This window comes from Rhizobacter sp. J219, assembly GCF_024700055.1.
GTDB lineage: Bacteria > Pseudomonadota > Gammaproteobacteria > Burkholderiales > Burkholderiaceae_C > Rhizobacter.
Genome location: NZ_JAJOND010000001.1, coordinates 4,307,736 through 4,326,137 on the forward strand (window position 1 = coordinate 4,307,736; position 18,402 = coordinate 4,326,137).

An 18,402-nucleotide genomic window follows, 5' to 3' on the forward strand; every position below is an offset into this window, starting at 1 on the left:
ACAACACCCCCCCACGAGACGAGCTCCATGAAGATCCTCTGGTTCATCCCCACCCACGGCGACAGCCGCTACCTCGGCACGAGCAAGGGCGCCCGCGCCGGCACCTTCGACTACTTCAAGCAGGTGGCCGTCGCCGCCGACACGCTCGGCTACGAAGGCGTGCTGCTGCCCACCGGCCGTTCCTGCGAAGACTCGTGGGTGACCGCCGCGAGCCTGATCGACGCGACCCGGCGCCTCAAGTTTCTCGTCGCGCTGCGGCCGGGGCTGGTGCAGCCCTCGCAATCGGCGCGCATGGCCGCCACGCTCGACCGCCTCTCGGGCGGCCGCCTCATCGTCAACCTGGTGACGGGCGGCGATGCGCAGGAGCTGGCCGGCGACGGCCAGTTCCTGAGCCACGAAGCGCGCTATGAAGAGAGTGCGGAGTTCCTGCGAATCTGGCGCGAGGTGCTCGCGCGCAGCCACGACGGCGAAGAGTTCGACTACGAAGGCAAGCACCTCAAGGTGCAGGGCGCCAAGCTGCTCTATCCGCCGATCAGCAAGCCTTATCCGCAGGTCTTCTTCGGCGGCTCGTCGGAAGCCGCGCACGACCTGGCCGCCGAGCAGGTCGACACCTACCTCACCTGGGGCGAGCCACCCGCCGCGGTGGCCGCCAAGGTGGCCGACGTCAGCGCACGGGCTGCGAAGCACGGCCGCAAACTCTCTTTCGGCATCCGCCTGCACGTGATCGTGCGCGAGACCGAAGAGGAGGCCTGGCGCGCCGCGGCCGAGCTGGTGTCGCAGCTCGACGAGAAGGTGGTCGAAGCGGCGCAGGCCAAGTTCGCGCAGATGGACTCGGTGGGCCAGCGCCGCATGGCCGAGCTGCACAAGGGCAAGTTCAACAAGGCCAACATCCGCGAAGGCCTGGAGATCTCGCCCAACCTGTGGGCCGGTGTGGGCCTGGTGCGCGGCGGCGCGGGCACGGCGCTCGTGGGCAACCCCGAGCAGGTGGCCGAGCGCCTCAAGGAATACGCGGCGCTCGGGCTCGACTACTTCGTGCTGAGCGGTTATCCGCATCTCGAAGAAGCGCACCGCTTCGCCGAACTCGTGTTTCCGCTCTTGCCGCTGGACGTGCGGAACAAGCTGCCCGGCCGCACGCTCACCGGGCCGTTCGGCGAGATCGTCGCCAACACCTACGTCCCCAAGGTCTCGCAGAGCTGAACCATGAGCCGCCCCAACACGTCTTCATTCAAGCAGCGGGCGCTGCCCTGGCTGGTGCCGGTGCTGATCCTCGCGGCGTGGGAGCTGTCGTCGCGCGGCGGCTGGCTTTCCACGCGCGTGCTGCCCGAGCCCTGGTCGGTCATCACCGCGTTCTGGAAGCTCCTGAGTTCGGGCGAGCTGGTTGAGCACGTGGCGGTGAGCAGCGGGCGTGCGCTCGCGGGCCTGGCGATCGGCGGCGGCCTTGGCCTTGTGCTGGGCCTCGTCACCGGCACCTTCCGCATCGGCGAGACGCTGCTCGACACCACGCTGCAGATGGTGCGCAACATCCCCGCGCTCGCGCTGATCCCGCTCGTGATCCTCTGGTTCGGCATCGACGAGAGTGCCAAGCTCTTCCTGGTGTCGGTGGGGGTCTTCTTCCCGATCTACCTCAACACCTTCCACGGCATCCGCTCGGTCGACAAGGGATTGATCGAGATGGCGCGCAGCTACGGCCTCCCGGGCTGGCAGCTCTACCGCCAGGTCATCCTGCCCGGCGCGCTGCCCTCGGTGCTGGTGGGCCTGCGTTTCTCGCTCGGCCTGATGTGGGTGCTGCTGATCGTGGCCGAGACCATCTCGGCCCAATCGGGCATTGGCTACCTGACGATGAATGCCCGCGAGTTCCTGCAGACCGACGTGGTGCTGGTGGGCATCCTGCTCTATGCGCTGCTCGGCAAGCTGGCCGACGTGCTGGCCAAGGGCCTCGAGCGCTGGTGGCTGCGCTGGCACCCGGGTTATCAAGTGAAGGAGGCCTGAGCATGGCGCGCACTGAACTGTCTGCCCCCACCTTGCAGCACCATGCGCCGCAGGCTGCGCCAGGCCTCGCCCTCTCGGTGCGTGGCATGCGCAAGGTCTACGGCGAGCGGGTTGTGCTCGACGGCGTGGACCTCGACGTCGCCCCCGGCGAATTCATCGCCATCGTCGGCCGCAGCGGCTGCGGCAAGAGCACGCTGCTGCGGTTGGTCGCCGCACTCGAAGCGGCGCAGGCTGGCTCGATCACGCTCGACGGTGAGCCGCTCGCCCAGCATCGCGACGACGTGCGCATCATGTTTCAAGACGCGCGCCTGCTGCCGTGGAAGCGTGTCGTCGACAACATCGCGCTCGGCCTCGACGGCCCCGATGCCAAGGCCCGTGCCCTCGAAGCGCTGGCCCAGGTGGGCCTGGCCGACCGTGCCCACGAATGGCCGGCGGTGCTCTCCGGCGGCCAGCGGCAACGGGTGGCACTCGCCCGCGCGCTGGTGCACCGGCCTCGCCTCCTACTGCTCGACGAGCCGCTCGGGGCGCTGGATGCGCTCACCCGCATCGAGATGCACGGCCTGATCGAGTGGCTGTGGAAGGAACACGGCTTCACCGCCATCCTCATCACCCACGACGTCTCGGAAGCGGTGGCGCTGGCCGACCGCGTCATCCTGATCGAAGACCACCACATCTCGCTCGACGAAGCCATTCCGCTCGCCCGCCCGCGCTCGCGCGGCAATGCCAGCTTCGCCGCGCTCGAAGAGCGGGTGCTGCTGCGTGTGCTGCAACAGCCGCCGCTCGACCCGCTGCCTGAAGAGGCGTCTGCCGTGCCCTCGGGCTTCGGCGGCTGGCGCTTCGCCCTTTGACTGCATTCAACCTCCCACAAGGACACCCCATGAGCATCACCGCCATCAACGTGCGCAACCAGTTCCGCGGCAAGGTCAAGGAAATCATCGAAGGCCCCGTCGTCTCGGAGATCGATGTCGAGACACCGGCCGGCCTCATCGTCACTTCGGTCATCACTACCCGGTCGGTGAAGGATTTGAAGCTCGCGGTCGGCAAGGAGGTGATCGCGCTCGTGAAATCCACCGAGGTGTCCATCGCCGCGCTGTGAAGCCGCTCGCCGACGCACCGCAGCTGCTGATCGTCCCCGGGCTGCACGACAGCGGCCCGGCGCATTGGCAGACCTGGCTGCACGCGCTGCACCCCGCGGCGCTGCGCGTGCGCCAGGACGACTGGTCGACCCCCGACCTGTCGCGCTGGGCCGACCGCATCGGCGAGACGCTCGAAGGCGTGCGCGGCCCGGTGCTCGCCGTGGCCCACAGCTTCGGCTGCCTGGCACTCGCGCAGCTGCTCGGCTGGGGCGAGACGCGCGTCACCGCGGCGCTGCTGGTGGCCCCCGCAGACCCGGTGCGATTCGACCTGCAGCAGCGGTTGCACGCCGCGCCGCTTCCCGCACGCTGCACGCTCGTCGCGAGCAACACCGACCCGTGGATGCGCGCAGACGAAGCACTGCGCTGGGCACGCCGCTGGGACGCCCGCTACCTCAACCTCGGCGACGCCGGCCACATCAACGCCGAGGCCGGCTTCGGCCCCTTCCCACTGGCCGCGCAGTGGGTGCGCCGTGCGTACCAGCAGCACGCACGCGAGCAGCGCCTCGGGCGGGCTTCGCCGGTGGAGTGGTCGTTCGCGGTGTAGCCCCCCAACCGACTCTCGAGAGCCTTGCCGGAATGAAGCGCACGCCTGACATCCGCAGTGTGCGGTTTGTGCAGATACTCCACGGAATCGCAGCCGCTGCGGCGGCATGTGACACCTTCATGGCAGGCGGCTCAGGTGCGCGATGTGGTGCACCGGCCGCACGACGACAAGGAAGCTTCCGTGGCGATCTCTTTCGGCGCACAACAGTACGGCCTGCTCTGCGGCTACCGCTTCGAGGCCAGCGGTGCCGGCCTGCCCATCACGCTCGACGAAGCGGTGCAATGGCTGACCGCGCCGGCCGATGCACCGCAGGCCGGCTTCGTCTGGCTGCATTTCGACCTCACCGCCGCCTCGGCCGAAGCGTGGATGCAGGCGCACCTGCCGCTGCCGGCCGAGTTCTTCGAGGCGCTGCGCCAGGGCTCGCGCTCCACCCGGATCGAAGACGCGCAGGACCGGCTGGTGGCGGTCATCAACGACGTGGCCTATGAGTTCTCGTTCGACCCCTCCGAGATCGCCACGCTGTGGATGAGCGTGAGCGAGCGTCTCGCGGTCACCTGCCGCGCCCACCCGCTGCGCTCGATCGACAGGCTGCGTGAATCGGTGAAGCAGGGCGCGAGCTTCGGCTCTTCGGTCGACCTGCTCAACCACCTGATGAAGGACCAGGCCGACGTGCTGGTGCGCATCGTGCGCGAGGCCACCAACAAGGTCGACAGCATCGAAGACAGCCTGCTGCGCGGCCGTCTGCACCAGCAGCGCTCGCAGCTCGGCACGCTGCGGCGCGTGCTGGTGCGGCTGCAGCGGCTGCTGGCGCCCGAGCCTGGCGCGCTGTTCCGGCTGCTGCGTCAACCGCCGCCGTGGGTGGCCGCGCACGACCTCGACGAGCTGCGCCAGGCGACCGAAGAGTTCTCGCTCGTGATCCGCGACCTGTCGGCGCTGCAGGAGCGCATCAAGCTGCTGCAGGAAGAGATCGCCGGGCAGGTGAGCGAGCAGACCAACCGCAGCCTCTTCACCTTGACGATGGTGACCGTGCTGGCGCTGCCCATCAACATCACCACCGGCTTCTTCGGCATGAACGTCGGCGGCATTCCCTTCGCGCAGACCCAGGCGGGCTTCTTCATCGTGGTGGTGTTGGTGGCGGTGTTCACCGGCATCGCGGGCTGGCTCGCGTTTCGCCGCCGCGATTGAGGGGGTGATGTCTTGGGGGCTTCTTGGATCTGAGGGGTGACTTCACCGGCACTTCTCCGGCAGTTCACCGATGACCGGCAGGATCAGGGCCTCGACACGACCCCACAACAGGGACCTGCGTTTTCATGAAGATCACGTTCTTGACGGTTTTGCTGGCTGGGCTTGGCTTTGCCGGCTCCTCGTTCGCCGACGCGGAGGAAGAGACCTACCGTTCGCTTGCGGTGCGTTGCGACTACTCGGACTACAAGGTGTTTCAGACCGAGGCTGTCTCGATCCAACGAGACAGTCCGGCACAAGCCGCCGGCAGTGATACGGACACCGGGAACTTCATACGCGGCAAGCCTGGGCAGAGCGTCGTCTATCGAGTGATGCCGGGCGAGTTCGCGGAATGCGTCTTCCCTTCGGGCAACAAGGTGCGTGTCAAGGTCGGGGAAGGCACGGCTCGACCCTACGGCATGTGCGGTGGCGATCCGGAGGTCTTCGGCTCGATCTGGGTGAATGAAAGAAAGCTCAGCTCGCGCTTCTGGTTCGCGGGACGGTGCAGGGAAGACGGCGACGAACCCGACGTGATCTTCAAATATTCGGCCATGGGGGCCGCGCCGGGGCGTGTGTCGTTCCAGAAGTGCCACGTTCGCAGGCCATCCGACACGACGACACCCGTGCCGTCCCCCCAGGCACAGCCAGTCGAGGCCCTGTCAGTCTGTGTGGATTTTCCGGAGGTGTCGCGCTTCCCTCGGGACGAGCGGGAGTACCCCCGGCCCGGCCAAAAAACAAAATCGGTGGGCGAGGTCGAGCTGCTGACAGATCTGCACGCCGTCTGCAAGCCCGTTCTCGCGGAACTGACCGCCAATTTCTGGTGGCTCTTCGACAGCCTTGAACGGGACGCTGGACCATTGCGCCGCCCGAGCTGGGGAGATCCGTCCGTCGCGCCGCCACAGGAACTGGCGGGCAGTTCGGAGAGCGTCTTCGATCTCGACAACGACGGGAAGCTGGATCGTGTGATGCGGCGCGAATTCGAAAACACGTACATGCACGGCTCGGTGCTGCTCGTCGAACGCGGGAATTCCGACTCGCGGCTTCAAGTACCTGAAGCGTCCAGAGGGAGCGACGCTTGGCTCATTCCCTGCCAGATCAGCGCCGCGAAAGGCCGAGCACTTGAATGCCCGCCGTTCTCGCAGAAGCGGGATGACGCCGGGTTTCGTGTGATGTCGCAGAAGTCGAAAGACTCCGTCCACTTTCGAAGCCGATATACCACCGTCTTGCCCTTCTTCTTCATGGGCGAGAGTTTTCTCTCGGTGGGCTCCGTGTCGATGGACACCGAAGAGTTCGCCGCTGTCCTGAGGCCAATGCCTGCCGGCGAGGCCATCCGACCGGTGTGCCTGTTCAGGCGTGTCCCTGAGAACTATTGAGCACATGCAGCGGCTGGCACGCCACCTGCTTCGTCTCCCGTCACGAGAGTAGAAGCGTTCACCACGGCGGCCATGCAGCACCTCACCGGTGCTTGACGAGGCCAAAGCGGCCGGAAATTGCTCTCGAAGTGCCCTGTGCCGGTGCCATGCACCGCGCAGGGAGTTCATCACTTCGAGAGTGCCCGCGCCCACAGACAGCGCGGGCCGGGAGCGCTTCCATGCTGACCACCCGACAGCCCATCTTCCGCAAGCACTGGCATGCGGTGATGCCGCTGGCCCACCTGGCCGAAGGGCCGCAGCCCTTCACGCTGCTGGGCGAAAACATTGTTCTCTTCCTCGATGAACGCGGCGAGCCCGCGGCGCTGAAAGACCGCTGTTGCCACCGCACCGCGCGGCTTTCCAAGGGCCGCTGCGTCGATGGCCGGCTGGAGTGCGGCTACCACGGCTGGACCTACGACCGCGGCGGCCGGGTCGTGAAGATCCCGCAGTACGCCGACGACAAGCCCATCCCCGCCGACTACTGCACCCCGGCCTATTCCTGCACCGCGCGCTACGGCTACGCGTGGGTCGCGCTAGACGAGCCGATCGCCGACATCCCCGAGGTGCCCGAATTCGGCGCACGCGGCTGGCGCACCATCTTCCAGTTCCACGAGGTGTGGCACACGAGCCCGATGCGGGCGCTGGAAAACAGCTTCGACAACTCGCACTTCAGCTTCGTGCACCGTGCCACCTTCGGCGTGGCCGAGCAACCCAGGCCGAGCAAGTACGAGCTGGTGGAAAACGCGAGCGGCTTCTACGCCGAGACGGTGATCCCGGCCGCCAACCCAGAGCGCTACCAGCGCATCAGCGGCGTCACCGACCCGGTGACCACGCGCCACATGCGCAACGCCTACTTCATGCCGTTCTCGCGCCGGCTGGACATCGAGTACCCCTCGGGTATCCGCCACATCATCATCAACTGCTTCACGCCCATCGATGACGGCCGCATCCAGCTGTGCCAATGGCTCTTCCGCAACGACACGGAAGACGACTGCCCGGCGCAGATGCTGATCGACTTCGACGCCGAGATCACCCGCGAGGACAAGGACATCCTCGAATCGACCGACCCCGATGCGGTGATCGACACGCGCCGCCGCGGCGTCGAGTACTCGATGGAAAGCGACCGCCCCGGCATGCTCATCCGCAAGAAGCTGATGGAGCACCTCGCCAGGCACGGCGAGCGCGAGATCCACCGCGGCAACGCGGACCAGTCGGCCGTCATCCCCATCCAGGCCGTGGCCTGAACCCCTTCTTCTTTTCTGGAGCAACCCTCATGCAACGCCGTCAACTTCTGCAACTCGGTGCAGCCTCTGCTGCCTTTGCCACCCCGTTCCTGCGCGCCCAAGCGCCCGTCAAGCTGCGCTTCACGCTCGACTTCCGCATCAGCGGCCAGACCGCACCCTTCCTCGTCGCGCTCTACAAGGGCTACTACCAGGCCGAAGGGCTCGACGTGAGCATCGACGTCGGCAGCGGCTCGGTCGCCTCGATCACCCGCACCGCCAGCGGCGCCTACGACATGGGCTTCGGCGACGTGAGTCTCGCTGGTCGAGTTCAACGCGGCGCAGCCCGGCGCGCCGCTGGTGCAGGCGGTCTACCAGTACTACAACCGCGCACCCTTCGCGATCATCGGGCGCAAGGACCGCGGCATCACGGCCGACTTCAAGAGCCTCGCCGGCAAGCGCATCGCCGCCGCCGCGGTCGAATCGACCAAACGCTGCTGGCCGATGGCCGCGCGGCACGCGGGCGTGAAGCCCGAGGCCATCGAATGGGTGACGACCGACTTCAGCCAGCGCGACAACGTGGTGGTGCGCGGCGACGTCGACGGCGCCACCTACTTCCACGACTCGGCGGTGTCGCTCTTCCAGCGCATCAAGCCGGAGGACCTGTCGGTGCTGTCGTTCGCGAGCACCGGCCTCGCGGTGTATGGCAACGCGGTGCTCGCGTCGACGAAGTTCATCGCCGAGCAGCCCAGGGCGGTGGCCGGTTTCCTGCGTGCGACCAACAAGGCGCTGCTCGACACCATCGCCAATCCGCAGACGGCGATGGCCTACGTGAAGCAGCGCGAGCCGATGGTCGACGAGAGGGTCGAACTCGAACGCTGGCGCATCACGCAAGGCTACGTGCTCGGCGCCGACACGCGCGAGCACGGCGTGGGCGACGTGAAGCGCGCCTTCGTCGAGGCGCAGGTGAGCGAGGTGGTGCAGACCTTCGGCCTCAAGGCCAGGCCCGACCCGGCGTCGGTCTACAACCTCGCCTTCCTGCCGCCCAAGGTCGAGCGCATGGTGCGGGCATGAGTGCGGCGCCCGAGGAGGTGCCGGTCGGCGAACGCGATGCGCTCTACCTGCGGCGCGCCATCGTGTTGTCGGCGCAGGCCCGCGAGCGTGGCAACCGGCCCTTCGGCGCGGTGATCGTGGGAGCCGATGGCGCCGTGTTGGCCGAAGCGACCAACCGCAACGGCGAGACGGGCGACTGCACCGCCCATGCCGAGATGAACGCGCTGCGCGAGGCCACCCCGCGCGTGCCCCGTGCGCAGCTCGCCACCGCCACGATGTACGCCTCGGGCGAGCCCTGCGTGATGTGCGCCGGCGGCATCTTCTGGTCGGGCATCGCGCGGGTGGTCTACGGCATCGACGCGGTGCGCCTGCGCGTCTTCCGCGGTGAACTCGCCACGCAGCGCGACGCCGAGCTGTCGTGCCGCGACGTGTTCGCCGCCTCGCCGCACCCGATCGAGGCCATCGGCCCGGCGCTGGTGGAGGAGGCCTCGGTGCCGCACCGCGGGGCCTGGCGCTGACGACCCGTCGCGGCGTTGACGACCCTTCGCTTGAGAGGCGCGGGGGGTGTGGGCAAGATGGGGCATGCCCATCGCCCGCGCCGTCTGCTTGTGGCTCAGTGCCTTGCTTCTCTGTGCCGTGGCCCCTGCCGCCTCGCCAACCGGTGCCACGCTGCAGGTCGGCTCCAAGCGGTTCACCGAGTCCTACCTTCTCGGCGAGATCGTCGCGCAGACGGCGCAGCGTGCCGGCGCCACGGCGCAGCACCGCCAGGGCCTGGGCAACACGGCCGTGGTGTTCGAGGCCCTCAAGACGGGGGCGATCGACGTCTACCCCGAGTACCTGGGCACGATCGCGGCCGAGATCCTCAAGCAGCCGCGGCTCGACGGCGTGGAGGCGTTGCGTGCCGCGCTGGCGCCGCAGGGGCTGGGCATCACCGCGCCGCTCGGCTTCTCGAACGGCTACGCGCTGGCGATGCCGGCGGTGCAGGCGCAACGCCTGGGCATCCAGCGGCTGAGCGATCTCAAGGCCCACCCCGAGCTTGCGCTTGGCCTGTCGCACGAGTTCCTCGGCCGCCAGGACGGCTGGCCCGGCCTCGCGGCGCGCTACGGCCTGGCGCAGCGGCCGACCGGCATCGACCACAGCCTGGCCTACGAAGCACTGGCCAGCGGCCGCATCGCCGCCACCGACATCTACACCACCGACGCCAAGATCGCGACGCTCGGCCTGCGCGTCCTCGACGACGACCTCGGATTCTTCCCGCGCTACGACGCGGTGCTGCTGTACCGGCTCGATGTGCCGCAGCGCTTCCCGGTCGCGTGGCAGGCACTGGCGGCGCTCGAAGGCCGCATCGGCGTCGCGCAGATGATCGAGATGAACGGCCAGGCCGAGCTGCAAGGCCGCTCGTTCGCCGACGTGGCACGCGGTTTCCTCGCCCCGGCCACGCCCGCTGCGGCGGCACAGGCGGGCCTGGTGCAGCGCCTCTTCGCCGACGACCTCGGGCGCCTCACCGCGCAGCACCTGCTGCTGGTGGTCGTGGCGGTGCTCGCGGCCTGCGCGCTGGGCATCCCGCTTGGCGCAGCGGCCGCGGCGCTGCCGCGGGTCGAGCAGCCCGTGATGGCCGTGGTGGGCCTCTTGCAGACCGTGCCCTCGCTCGCGCTGCTGGCGATGCTGATCCCGCTGCTCGGGCGCATCGGCACCGTGCCGGCGCTGGTGGCGCTCGCGCTCTATGCGCTGCTGCCCATCGTGCGCAACACGGCGACCGGCCTGCAGCAGGTGCCCGCGGGCCTGCGCGACGCCGGCACCGCGCTCGGCCTCACCGCGGCGCAGCGCTGGCGCAGCATCGACCTGCCGCTGGCCGCGCCGGTGCTGCTCGCCGGCATCAAGACCGCGGCGGTGATCAGCGTCGGCACGGCGACGATCGCCGCCTTCATCGGGGCCGGCGGCTATGGCGAGCGCATCGTGACCGGGCTCGCGCTCAACGACCACACGGCGCTGCTGGCCGGGGCCATCCCCGCGGCGGTGCTGGCGCTGCTGACGCAGCTCGTCTTCGAGCTGGGCGAGCGCTGGCTGCGGCGCGAGGAGTAGGCCCGCTTTCGCCGCGTTTTCGCCGCATCGCGTGGGGCCGGCCCCGGCACACTGGCACCACGGCGGCATGTCGCCCGCCGGGTTGTCGGAGTGTCGGTCGTGCTGGGTGTGGTGAGCGCGTTGTATGCGCTGTTCGGCGTGGTGTTCGTGGTCGGCTACTGGCCGCAGTTGCGCGCCGTCTGGCGCAGCCGCAATGGCGCGGCCGACGTGTCGCTGCCGACCTGGGGCCTGTGGTGCGCCTCGTCCACCGTCTCGCTGCTCTATGCGCACGTTGTCACCGGCGATCTGCACTTCACCTTGGTGAGCCTGGGCAACGTGGTCGGCTGTTATGCCGTCGCGACCGTGACGGTTTTGCGCAGGTGGGCATTTTTCCCTGAGCCGACCTGAGCTACTTGCACCGACCGAGGCGAAGCCGAATATTCTGGTGGCCCCTTTGATGACGCGAGAGGCCCCCGATGAGCGACCCGCACGACCTGCAACGTTTTGTCGACGCCCAAGCGCCGGTGATGGCGCAGGTCGACGCTGAACTCTCCGCCGGCGCCAAGACCGGCCACTGGATGTGGTTTGTCTTCCCGCAGCTCAAGGGGCTGGGCCGCAGCGCCACCGCCGAGCGCTACGGCATCGCCTCGCAACAGGAGGCTGCCGCCTACTGGGCGCACCCGGTGCTCGGGCCACGTCTCAAGCGCTGCGTGCAGCGCCTGCTCGCGGTGCCCGGCAAGAGCGCGCAGCAGATCTTCGGCTCGCCCGACGACCTGAAGTTCTGCTCCTGCCTCACGCTCTTCGAGACGGTGGCGCCGGGCGAGCCGGTGTGGGCCCTGGCGCTGGATCGCTGGTACGGCGGCCAACGCGACCCGCGCACGCTCGAACTGCTGAACGAGTAGGGCCTATTGCCGGAAAACGCGGCGGATACACCCTCGCTTTCCCTCGCCTGCAAACGCGCGCCCGGTAGCATCCTTGGCGAGCCGGGTGGCGCTGCCGCCGTGAGTTGCCGGGGTGCCATCGGCGCCGTTCGTCGAGGATGAAATCATGGGTGTTGCGCAGGGTCTTCGGCGGGTGGCATGCGGGTGGGCCACGTGGCTGGTGCTGCTCGTGCCGGGCTTGGCCCAGGCCGAGCCGCTGCGGCTGGCCGTCTCGCGCACGCCGCTGTCCTTGCCGCTCTACGTGGCCGAGGAGAAGGGCTACTTCGCGGCCGAATCGCTCGACGTGCAGCTGCAGGAATGCATCGGCGGCCAGCGCTGCCTGGGCCAGCTGCTCGAAGGCCGCGCCGACGTTGCCACCGTCGCCGACCTGCCGCTCGCCCTGGCCGCGTTCGAGGGGCCCGGGTTCTCGATCATCGCCACCTTCGTCACCGCCCCCGACGACCTCAAGATCGTGGTGCGCGGCCCGCGCAGCGCCGACTCGGGCGTGACCACCAAGCGCATCGGCGTGCCCATCGGCTCGGCCGCGCAATACTTCCTCGACCTCCACCTGATCGTCGCCGGCATCGACCCGCGCACGGTGCGCATCGTGGACCTGCGCCCCGAGCAACTGGTCGACGCCCTGGTGTCGGGCAAGGTCGATGCGATCGCCAGCTGGGAGCCCTACGGCTACCAGGCGCTGAAGGCGCTTGGGGTCCAGGCGCACGCCCTGACGGCCTCGAACGGCTACATCCAGACCTTCAACCTCGCCGTGCAGCGCCGCCTCGTCGGCACGCACGACGCAGCGTTCGAACGCCTGCTGCGCGTGATGCGACGCGCCGAGCAGTTCATCCAGCAGGAGCCCGACGCGGCCAAGGCCATCCTGCGCCAGCGGCTCGGCCTCACGCAGGACTTCGTCGAGTTCGCGTGGCCCAGCTTCTCGTACCGGCTGGGGCTCGACCAGTCGCTGATCGCCACGATGGAGAGCCAGGCACGCTGGGCCCTGCGCGAAGGGCAGATCCGCGGCAAGGTACCGCCGAACTACCTGTCGTTCGTGCACGCCGCGCCGCTGCGCAAGGTCAAACCCACGGCCGCCGCGGTCGGGCGCTGACGAGCCAGGAGGGCCCATGCGCATCCGCGTCCAGATCGCCGCTGCTGTCATCACCTCGCTGGTGGCCGGGCTGGCGTCGCTCGCGGTGGTGATGGTGGCCGCCCGGCAAAGCGACGCGGCCGGCGAGGCGCAGCGCCGCGCGCAGGTCACCGCTCACGAGGTGGCGGGCCTGCTCACGCTCACGCAGGAGTACGCGCGCTACGCCGAGCCGCGCGCCGCGCAGCAGTGGCACCAGCGCCATGCCACCATCGTGCAGACGCTGGGCGACGGCCGCGCCGGGTCGATCGACAGCGTGGCCTTCACCGAGCTGGGGCAGGTGGTGACGGCGTTGCCGCCGCTCTTCCACAACCTCGAATCGCTGCCGTCCGCGGCCGACGGGTTTGCCGCGCGGCGCAAGGAGATGCTCGTCGACCAGCTGCTCACCAGCACACAGGCGATGAGCGACTTCGCCTACCAGTGGTTTCTCGATGCCTCGGAGGTGAAGGCCCGTGCCGACGAGCAGTTCCGCATCGTCGCCTTCTTCGTGCCGGGCGTGCTGCTGGTGTTCATCTGCGGCGTGGCGTTGCTGGTGCGCCAGCGGGTGCTGGTGCCGCTGACGCGGCTCGACGCCGCGGCGCGGGCGCTCGGGGCCGGCGACATGGGCCACCGCATCGGCAGCACCGAGCGCAACGAACTCGGCGACCTGGCGCGCCAGTTCGACGCGATGTCCGCGGCCCTGACCGAGAGCCGCGAGCGGCTGCAGCGCTCCGAGCAGCAGCTGCGCGCCGTCACCGACAACATGCCGGCACTGATCGCCTACGTGAACCGCGAGCAGCGCTACGAGTTCGCCAACCAGCGCTACCTCGACTGGTGGCACACCGACCCGGCCTCGATGGTGGGGCGGCACATGCGCGAGATGCTGTCGCCCGAGGTCTACGAGGGGAAGGTTCGCGCGCGCATCGAAGAAGCGCTGGCCGGCCGGCGCGTGCAGTGGAGCAGCTCGTCGCGCCGCAGCGGCAGCGAGCGCCACTACCAGATCGACTACATCCCCGACGTCGCGGCCGACGGCGGCGTGCGCGGCTGCTACGCGATGATGGTCGACATCACCGAGCGCCACGAGGCCGAAACGCGCCTCGCCGCGAGCGAGCAGCGCCTGCTGGACCTGCTCAACAGCATCCCGGCGATGGTGGGCTACTTCGACATGGAGGAGCGCTGCCAGTACGCCAACGACGCCGGCCTCAAATCGAACGGCCTGGAGCGTTCGCAGATCCCCGGCCTGAGCCTGCGCGCAGCGCTCGGCGATGCCAACTACGCCCAGCACGAGCCCTATGTGCACGAAGTGCTGCAGGGGCGGCGGGCGCGCTTCCAGGGCAAGCTGCCGTTCCAGGGACGCACCGCGTACTTCCAGGCGCACCTCATCCCCGATCGGATCGATGGCGGTGCGCAGCGCGGCTTCTACGTGATGACCTTCGACGTCACCGCGATGAAGGAAGCCCAGTTCGAGCAGGCGAGGGTCGAGGGCCGCCTGCGCGCCATCGCCGACAACCTGCCGGTGCTCATCTCGTACATCGACCAGGACCAGCGTTACCGTTTCGTCAACCGCACCTTCCGCGAGTGGATGGGCATCGACCCGGCCGCGGCGCTCGGGCGCCACAAGTCGGAGCTGATGCCGGGCACGCCCTACGAGCAGCGCGTGCCGTACCTGCGGCGTGCGCTCGCCGGGGAGCGTGTGACCTTCGAACTCGAGACCGAACTGCTCGGAGTGACGCGCTACCTGCAGAGCACCTACATCCCCGACATCCAGCCCGACGGCCGCGTGGTGGGCGTCTACATGCTGAGCACCGACGTCTCGGCGCTCAAGAAGGTGGAAATGCAGTTGAGCGAGCTGGTGCGGGTGGACACGCTCACCGGCCTGGCCAACCGCTACCAGTTCAACGAGGTCCTGCCGATGGCGCTGCGCCGCGGCGAACGTGCCGGCACGGGGGTGGCGCTCATGTTCCTCGACGTCGACCACTTCAAGCAGATCAACGACACCCATGGCCACCTGGTCGGCGACCAGGTGCTGCAGCAGTTCGCCGAGCGGCTGCGGCAGTGCGTGCGCACGACCGACACGGTGGCCCGCCTGGCGGGTGACGAGTTCATGGTCCTGCTTGAAGGCCTGGGCTCCGAAACGGAGCCGGAACTCGTGGCGCAGAAGATCCTGGACACGATGGCCGCACCGCTGGTGCTCGACGGCGGCGAGCGGCTGCAACTCGGCACCAGCGTGGGTGTGGCCTACTGCGCGCCCGGCAAGTCGCTGCTGAGCGTGGTCGAGCTGATGGCGCATGCCGACAAGGCGCTTTACGTCGCCAAGCGCGCCGGCCGCAACACCTACCGCTTCGCGCAGGAGATGGCATGACGGCGGCGCGGCGTACCGTGCTTCGCTGGCGCACCCTCGCCGGACTCGCGCTGCTCGCGCTGGCCACGAGCGTGCAAGCGGCCGAGGCGCTGGTGCTGGCCGTCTCGCGCGGGCCGGTCTCGCTGCCGGTCTACGTCGCGCAGGCCAAGGGTTACTTCGAAGGCGCCGGCCTCACGGTGCGCGTGAGCGACTGCAGCAGCGGCCGCCACTGCCTGGAGCTGATGATGCAGGGGCAGGCCCAGGTGGCCACCGCCGCCGAGCTGGCGGTCACGCTGGCGAGCTTCAATCGCCAGGATCTCGCCATCATCGGCACCACCAGCACCTCGTCGCACCAGATCAAGCTCGTCGCGCGCGGCAGCAGCGGCGTGCAGCGCCCGGCCGACCTGAAAGGGCGTCGCGTGGCCTATGTGGCCGCCAGCTCGTCGCAGTACTTCCTCGACACCTGGGGCACCTTCCACGGCATCGACCCGAAAGACATGACCCGGCTGCCGCTCGAGCCCGACCGGATGGTCGAGGCGCTGAAGGAGCGCCGCGTCGATGCGCTGGCCGTCTGGGAGCCGCATGCCTCGAACGCCATCGAGGTGCTGGGCGCCGACGCGGTCGTGCTGCCCAACCCGCGCGTCTACACCCAGCACTTCAACGTGGTGACCGACCGGGTGCAGCTGCAGGGCCGGGGCGCCGAGATGACCGCACTGCTGCAGGCGCTGCTCAAGGCCGAGCGCTTCATCGCCGAGCGCCCGGCCGAGGCGGCGGCGCTGCTGCAGGCGCGCCTGCAGATCGACGCCGCCGCCGCGGCCGCGCAGCTGAAGGAGCACGACTACCGCATCCGCCTCGACCAGTCGCTCATCAGCACGATGGAAGAGCAGGCGCGCTGGGCCATCCGCGAAAAGCTGGTCGACGCGCGCCAGCGGCCGGCGAGCCTGCTGCAGGCCATCGAGCCGTCACTGCTGCGCCGTGCATCCCCGCGCGCCGTGAGCCTGGTGCAATGAACCACCGCGTGGCCACCCCGCCGCCCGACGAAGCCGAGCTGCGCCGCCTGCAGGCGCTGTCGTTCCTGTCCATCCTCGACAGCGCGACCGACGAGCCGGTGTTCGACGCCCTGGTGCAGTCGGCGGCCAGCGTGTGCGAGGCGCCGATGGCGATGCTGTCCTTCCTGGGGGCGCAACGCGAGTGGGTGAAGGCGCAGGTCGGCCTGCCCGGCGTGGTGGAGCTGCCGCGTGCGGCGTCGTTGTGCGAGCGCTGCTGGGCGCGCGAGGGCGTGCTGGAGATCGCCGACGTGCGGCAGGACCCGGGCTTCGACGACAGCGGCCTGGTGCGTGCCGGCCTCAACATCGGCTTCTATGCCGGCGTGGCGTTGGTGCTGCCGGGCGGCGAGAAGGTGGGCAGCCTGTGCGTGCTCGACCGCGGCCACCGCACCCTGCTGCCGGCGCAGCACGCGGCGCTGGTGGCGCTGGCGCGGGTGGCTGTGGCCTGCCTGCTCGAGCGGGCCCAGCGCCTGGCCGAACTCGGGCGCGCCACCCGTCCCGAGGCGCCGCCACCGGCGCAGGCCGGTGACGAGCAGCGCCAGCTGCGGCTCTACGAGGCCTCGCCGGCGCTGCTGCATTCGATCGACGCCGAGGGCCGCATCATCGACGTGAGCGACGCCTGGCTCGCGCACCTCGGCTACGAGCGACGCGAGGTGCTGGGGCGCAAGTCGTCGGACTTCCTCACACCGGCCTCGCAGAAGCGGGCGCGCGACGAGGTGCTGCCGGCGTTCTTCCGGAGCGGCCGCTGCGACGACATCGAATACCAGTTCCTGCGCAAGGACGGGCGTGTCGTCGACATGCTGCTGTCGGCCACGCTGCAGCGCCATCCCGACGGCCGGCCCTCGCGGTCGCTCGCGGTGCTGCAGGACATCACCGAGCGCAAGCGACTGGCCGCCGAGTTGCAGCGCACGCTGGCCGACCTGAACGCGATCGTCGACAACGTGCCGGCCACGCTCGGCTACTGGGACCGCAACGGCATCACCCGCCTGGCCAACCGCGAGTTCCAGGCCTCGGTCGGGCTGCCGGTGCACCAGATCGTCGGCCAGCGGCTGCAGGACATCTTCGACGCCGTCGACCCGTTGGCCTATGCCGCGATGGCTCCGCACATCGAGCGGGTGCTCGAAGGCCGGCGCCAGGAGTTCGAGCTGGCCATGCTCACGACGAGCGGGCTGCGCCAGCTGCGCGTGACGCTCGTGCCCGACCAGTCGGTGGCCGGGCAGGTGGCGGGCTTCTACGGCCTCGGCTACGACATCACCGGACGCAAGGCGCTGGAGCTGCGCCTGTCGGACAGCGAGATGCGCTACCGCGCGCTCTTCGACCACCTCGACAGCGGCTTTGCCCTGCACGAGATCGTGGTGAGCGGCGACGGCCGCCCGCGCGGCTACAAGGTGCTCGCGATGAACGCGGTGTATGCCGAACTGCTGGGTGTGGACCGTGGCGATGCCGTGGGCCGAGGCTCGACCGAACTCGTCCCCGGTTTCGACGGCACGCGCGAGAGCTGGATGCAGCGTTTCGGCGATGTTGCGCTCAAGGGCCTGGCCTACCGCGGCGAGCACCAGCTGCGCGGTGGCGTGCGCTGGGTGGAGGTGGTGGCCTATCAGCCGACCGCGGGGCAATTTGCGCTGCTGGTGCAAGACATCAGCGCACGCAAGGCGGCCGAAGCCCTGGTGCACCGCCAGCAGGAACGGCTCACCCATGCGCTCGACGAGAAGGAGACCCTGCTGAAGGAGGTCTACCACCGCGTGAAGAACAACCTGCAGGTGGTGCAGAGCCTGCTTGCGCTGCAGCGGCGCAGCGTGCCCGAGGGCCCGGCGCGGGCCGCGCTCGACGACAGCGTGCAGCGTGTGCGCGCCATCGCGCTGGTGCACGAGAAGCTGTACCAGTCGGGCAGCCTGGCATCGGTCTCGCTGCCCGAGTACACACGCGACCTGCTGTTCCAGATCGGCGAGGTGGCCGGTCAGCGCCACATCGTGCTGCGCGCCGACATCGAGGTGGCGCATGCCGGGCTCGACGGCGCCATCCCCTTCGGCCTGCTGGTGGCCGAGCTGGTGGGCAATGCCTACAAGCACGGCTTTCGCGGGCGCTCGGAAGGCGAGATCCACGTCGTGCTGCGGCCCGGCCCAGAGGGCGCGCAGCTGTCGGTCAGCGATGACGGCGTGGGCCTGCCCCCCGGTTTCACGCTCGACGCCGGGCCCGAGCGCCGCACCATGGGCCTGCAGCTGGCGGCGTCGCTCGCGCGCCAATTGGGCGGCGAGCTGCAGGTGCATTCCGACCATGGCACCTGTTTCAGTGCCATATTGAAGCGTCTGTGACACGCACCGGAACACACAGCAAGA

Annotated in this window: 16 protein-coding genes and 1 pseudogene; all 17 read left to right on the forward strand. The window is 69.3% G+C overall.

Going from position 1 to position 18,402, the window contains the following annotated elements; all coding sequences use genetic code 11:
* The first annotated feature begins 27 nt into the window (after positions 1-27).
* The 17 genes and pseudogenes from ssuD to LRS03_RS20490 all read left to right on the forward strand — a co-directional run bounded on the left by ssuD (position 28) and on the right by LRS03_RS20490 (position 18,378).
* Positions 28-1,197, forward strand: a complete 1,170-nt coding sequence (gene ssuD, locus LRS03_RS20410; RefSeq protein ID WP_257827781.1) for an FMNH2-dependent alkanesulfonate monooxygenase — start codon at positions 28-30, stop codon at positions 1,195-1,197.
* A gap of 3 nt (positions 1,198-1,200) precedes the next feature.
* Positions 1,201-1,989 (forward strand): aliphatic sulfonate ABC transporter permease SsuC, encoded by a 789-nt coding sequence (ssuC, locus tag LRS03_RS20415; protein WP_257827782.1) that lies wholly within the window; start codon positions 1,201-1,203, stop codon positions 1,987-1,989.
* 2 nt (positions 1,990-1,991) lie between these two features.
* On the forward strand, positions 1,992-2,837 hold the full coding sequence (locus tag LRS03_RS20420; protein ID WP_257827783.1) for an ATP-binding cassette domain-containing protein: 846 nt from the start codon (positions 1,992-1,994) through the stop codon (positions 2,835-2,837).
* Positions 2,838-2,866: 29 nt separating this feature from the next.
* Positions 2,867-3,085 carry a TOBE domain-containing protein gene (locus LRS03_RS20425; protein ID WP_257827784.1) on the forward strand — a complete coding sequence of 73 codons (219 nt, stop codon included), beginning with the start codon at positions 2,867-2,869 and terminating at the stop codon, positions 3,083-3,085.
* Positions 3,082-3,669: an RBBP9/YdeN family alpha/beta hydrolase gene (locus LRS03_RS20430; RefSeq protein WP_257827785.1), complete on the forward strand. Its 588-nt coding sequence runs from the start codon at positions 3,082-3,084 to the stop codon at positions 3,667-3,669. Before LRS03_RS20425 ends, LRS03_RS20430 begins: the two co-directional genes overlap by 4 nt.
* A 180-nt stretch (positions 3,670-3,849) precedes the next feature.
* A complete protein-coding gene (locus LRS03_RS20435) occupies positions 3,850-4,854 on the forward strand; it encodes a transporter (RefSeq protein ID WP_257827786.1) in 1,005 nt (334 codons plus the stop codon).
* 125 nt (positions 4,855-4,979) lie between these two features.
* On the forward strand, positions 4,980-6,263 hold the full coding sequence (locus LRS03_RS20440; RefSeq protein WP_257827787.1) for a hypothetical protein: 1,284 nt from the start codon (positions 4,980-4,982) through the stop codon (positions 6,261-6,263).
* Between the two features lie 218 nt (positions 6,264-6,481).
* Complete coding sequence (locus LRS03_RS20445; RefSeq protein ID WP_257827788.1) at positions 6,482-7,546, forward strand: aromatic ring-hydroxylating dioxygenase subunit alpha; 1,065 nt, start codon at positions 6,482-6,484, stop codon at positions 7,544-7,546.
* 29 nt (positions 7,547-7,575) lie between these two features.
* Positions 7,576-8,596 (forward strand): annotated as a pseudogene (locus LRS03_RS20450) (ABC transporter substrate-binding protein).
* Positions 8,593-9,093, forward strand: a complete 501-nt coding sequence (locus tag LRS03_RS20455) for a nucleoside deaminase (RefSeq protein WP_257827789.1) — start codon at positions 8,593-8,595, stop codon at positions 9,091-9,093. The pseudogene LRS03_RS20450 and the gene LRS03_RS20455 overlap by 4 nt, the downstream one beginning before the upstream one ends.
* A 64-nt stretch (positions 9,094-9,157) precedes the next feature.
* On the forward strand, positions 9,158-10,657 hold the full coding sequence (locus LRS03_RS20460) for an ABC transporter permease/substrate-binding protein (RefSeq protein WP_257827790.1): 1,500 nt from the start codon (positions 9,158-9,160) through the stop codon (positions 10,655-10,657).
* A gap of 90 nt (positions 10,658-10,747) precedes the next feature.
* On the forward strand, positions 10,748-11,044 hold the full coding sequence (locus LRS03_RS20465; protein WP_257827791.1) for a hypothetical protein: 297 nt from the start codon (positions 10,748-10,750) through the stop codon (positions 11,042-11,044).
* A 68-nt stretch (positions 11,045-11,112) separates the two neighbouring features.
* Positions 11,113-11,538, forward strand: a complete 426-nt coding sequence (locus LRS03_RS20470) for a DUF1810 domain-containing protein (protein ID WP_257827792.1) — start codon at positions 11,113-11,115, stop codon at positions 11,536-11,538.
* A gap of 145 nt (positions 11,539-11,683) precedes the next feature.
* A complete protein-coding gene (locus LRS03_RS20475; RefSeq protein ID WP_257827793.1) occupies positions 11,684-12,664 on the forward strand; it encodes an ABC transporter substrate-binding protein in 981 nt (326 codons plus the stop codon).
* A 16-nt stretch (positions 12,665-12,680) separates the two neighbouring features.
* Positions 12,681-15,041, forward strand: a complete 2,361-nt coding sequence (locus LRS03_RS20480; RefSeq protein ID WP_257827794.1) for a PAS domain-containing protein — start codon at positions 12,681-12,683, stop codon at positions 15,039-15,041.
* The gene (locus tag LRS03_RS20485) at positions 15,038-16,030 is read left to right on the forward strand and encodes an ABC transporter substrate-binding protein (protein WP_257827795.1); all 993 of its coding nucleotides are present in this window, start codon (positions 15,038-15,040) and stop codon (positions 16,028-16,030) included. The genes LRS03_RS20480 and LRS03_RS20485 overlap by 4 nt, the downstream gene beginning before the upstream one ends.
* Entirely contained in the window at positions 16,027-18,378 is a 2,352-nt protein-coding gene (locus LRS03_RS20490) for a PAS domain S-box protein (RefSeq protein WP_257827796.1), read from the forward strand. The genes LRS03_RS20485 and LRS03_RS20490 overlap by 4 nt, the downstream gene beginning before the upstream one ends.
* Positions 18,379-18,402 lie beyond the last annotated feature (24 nt).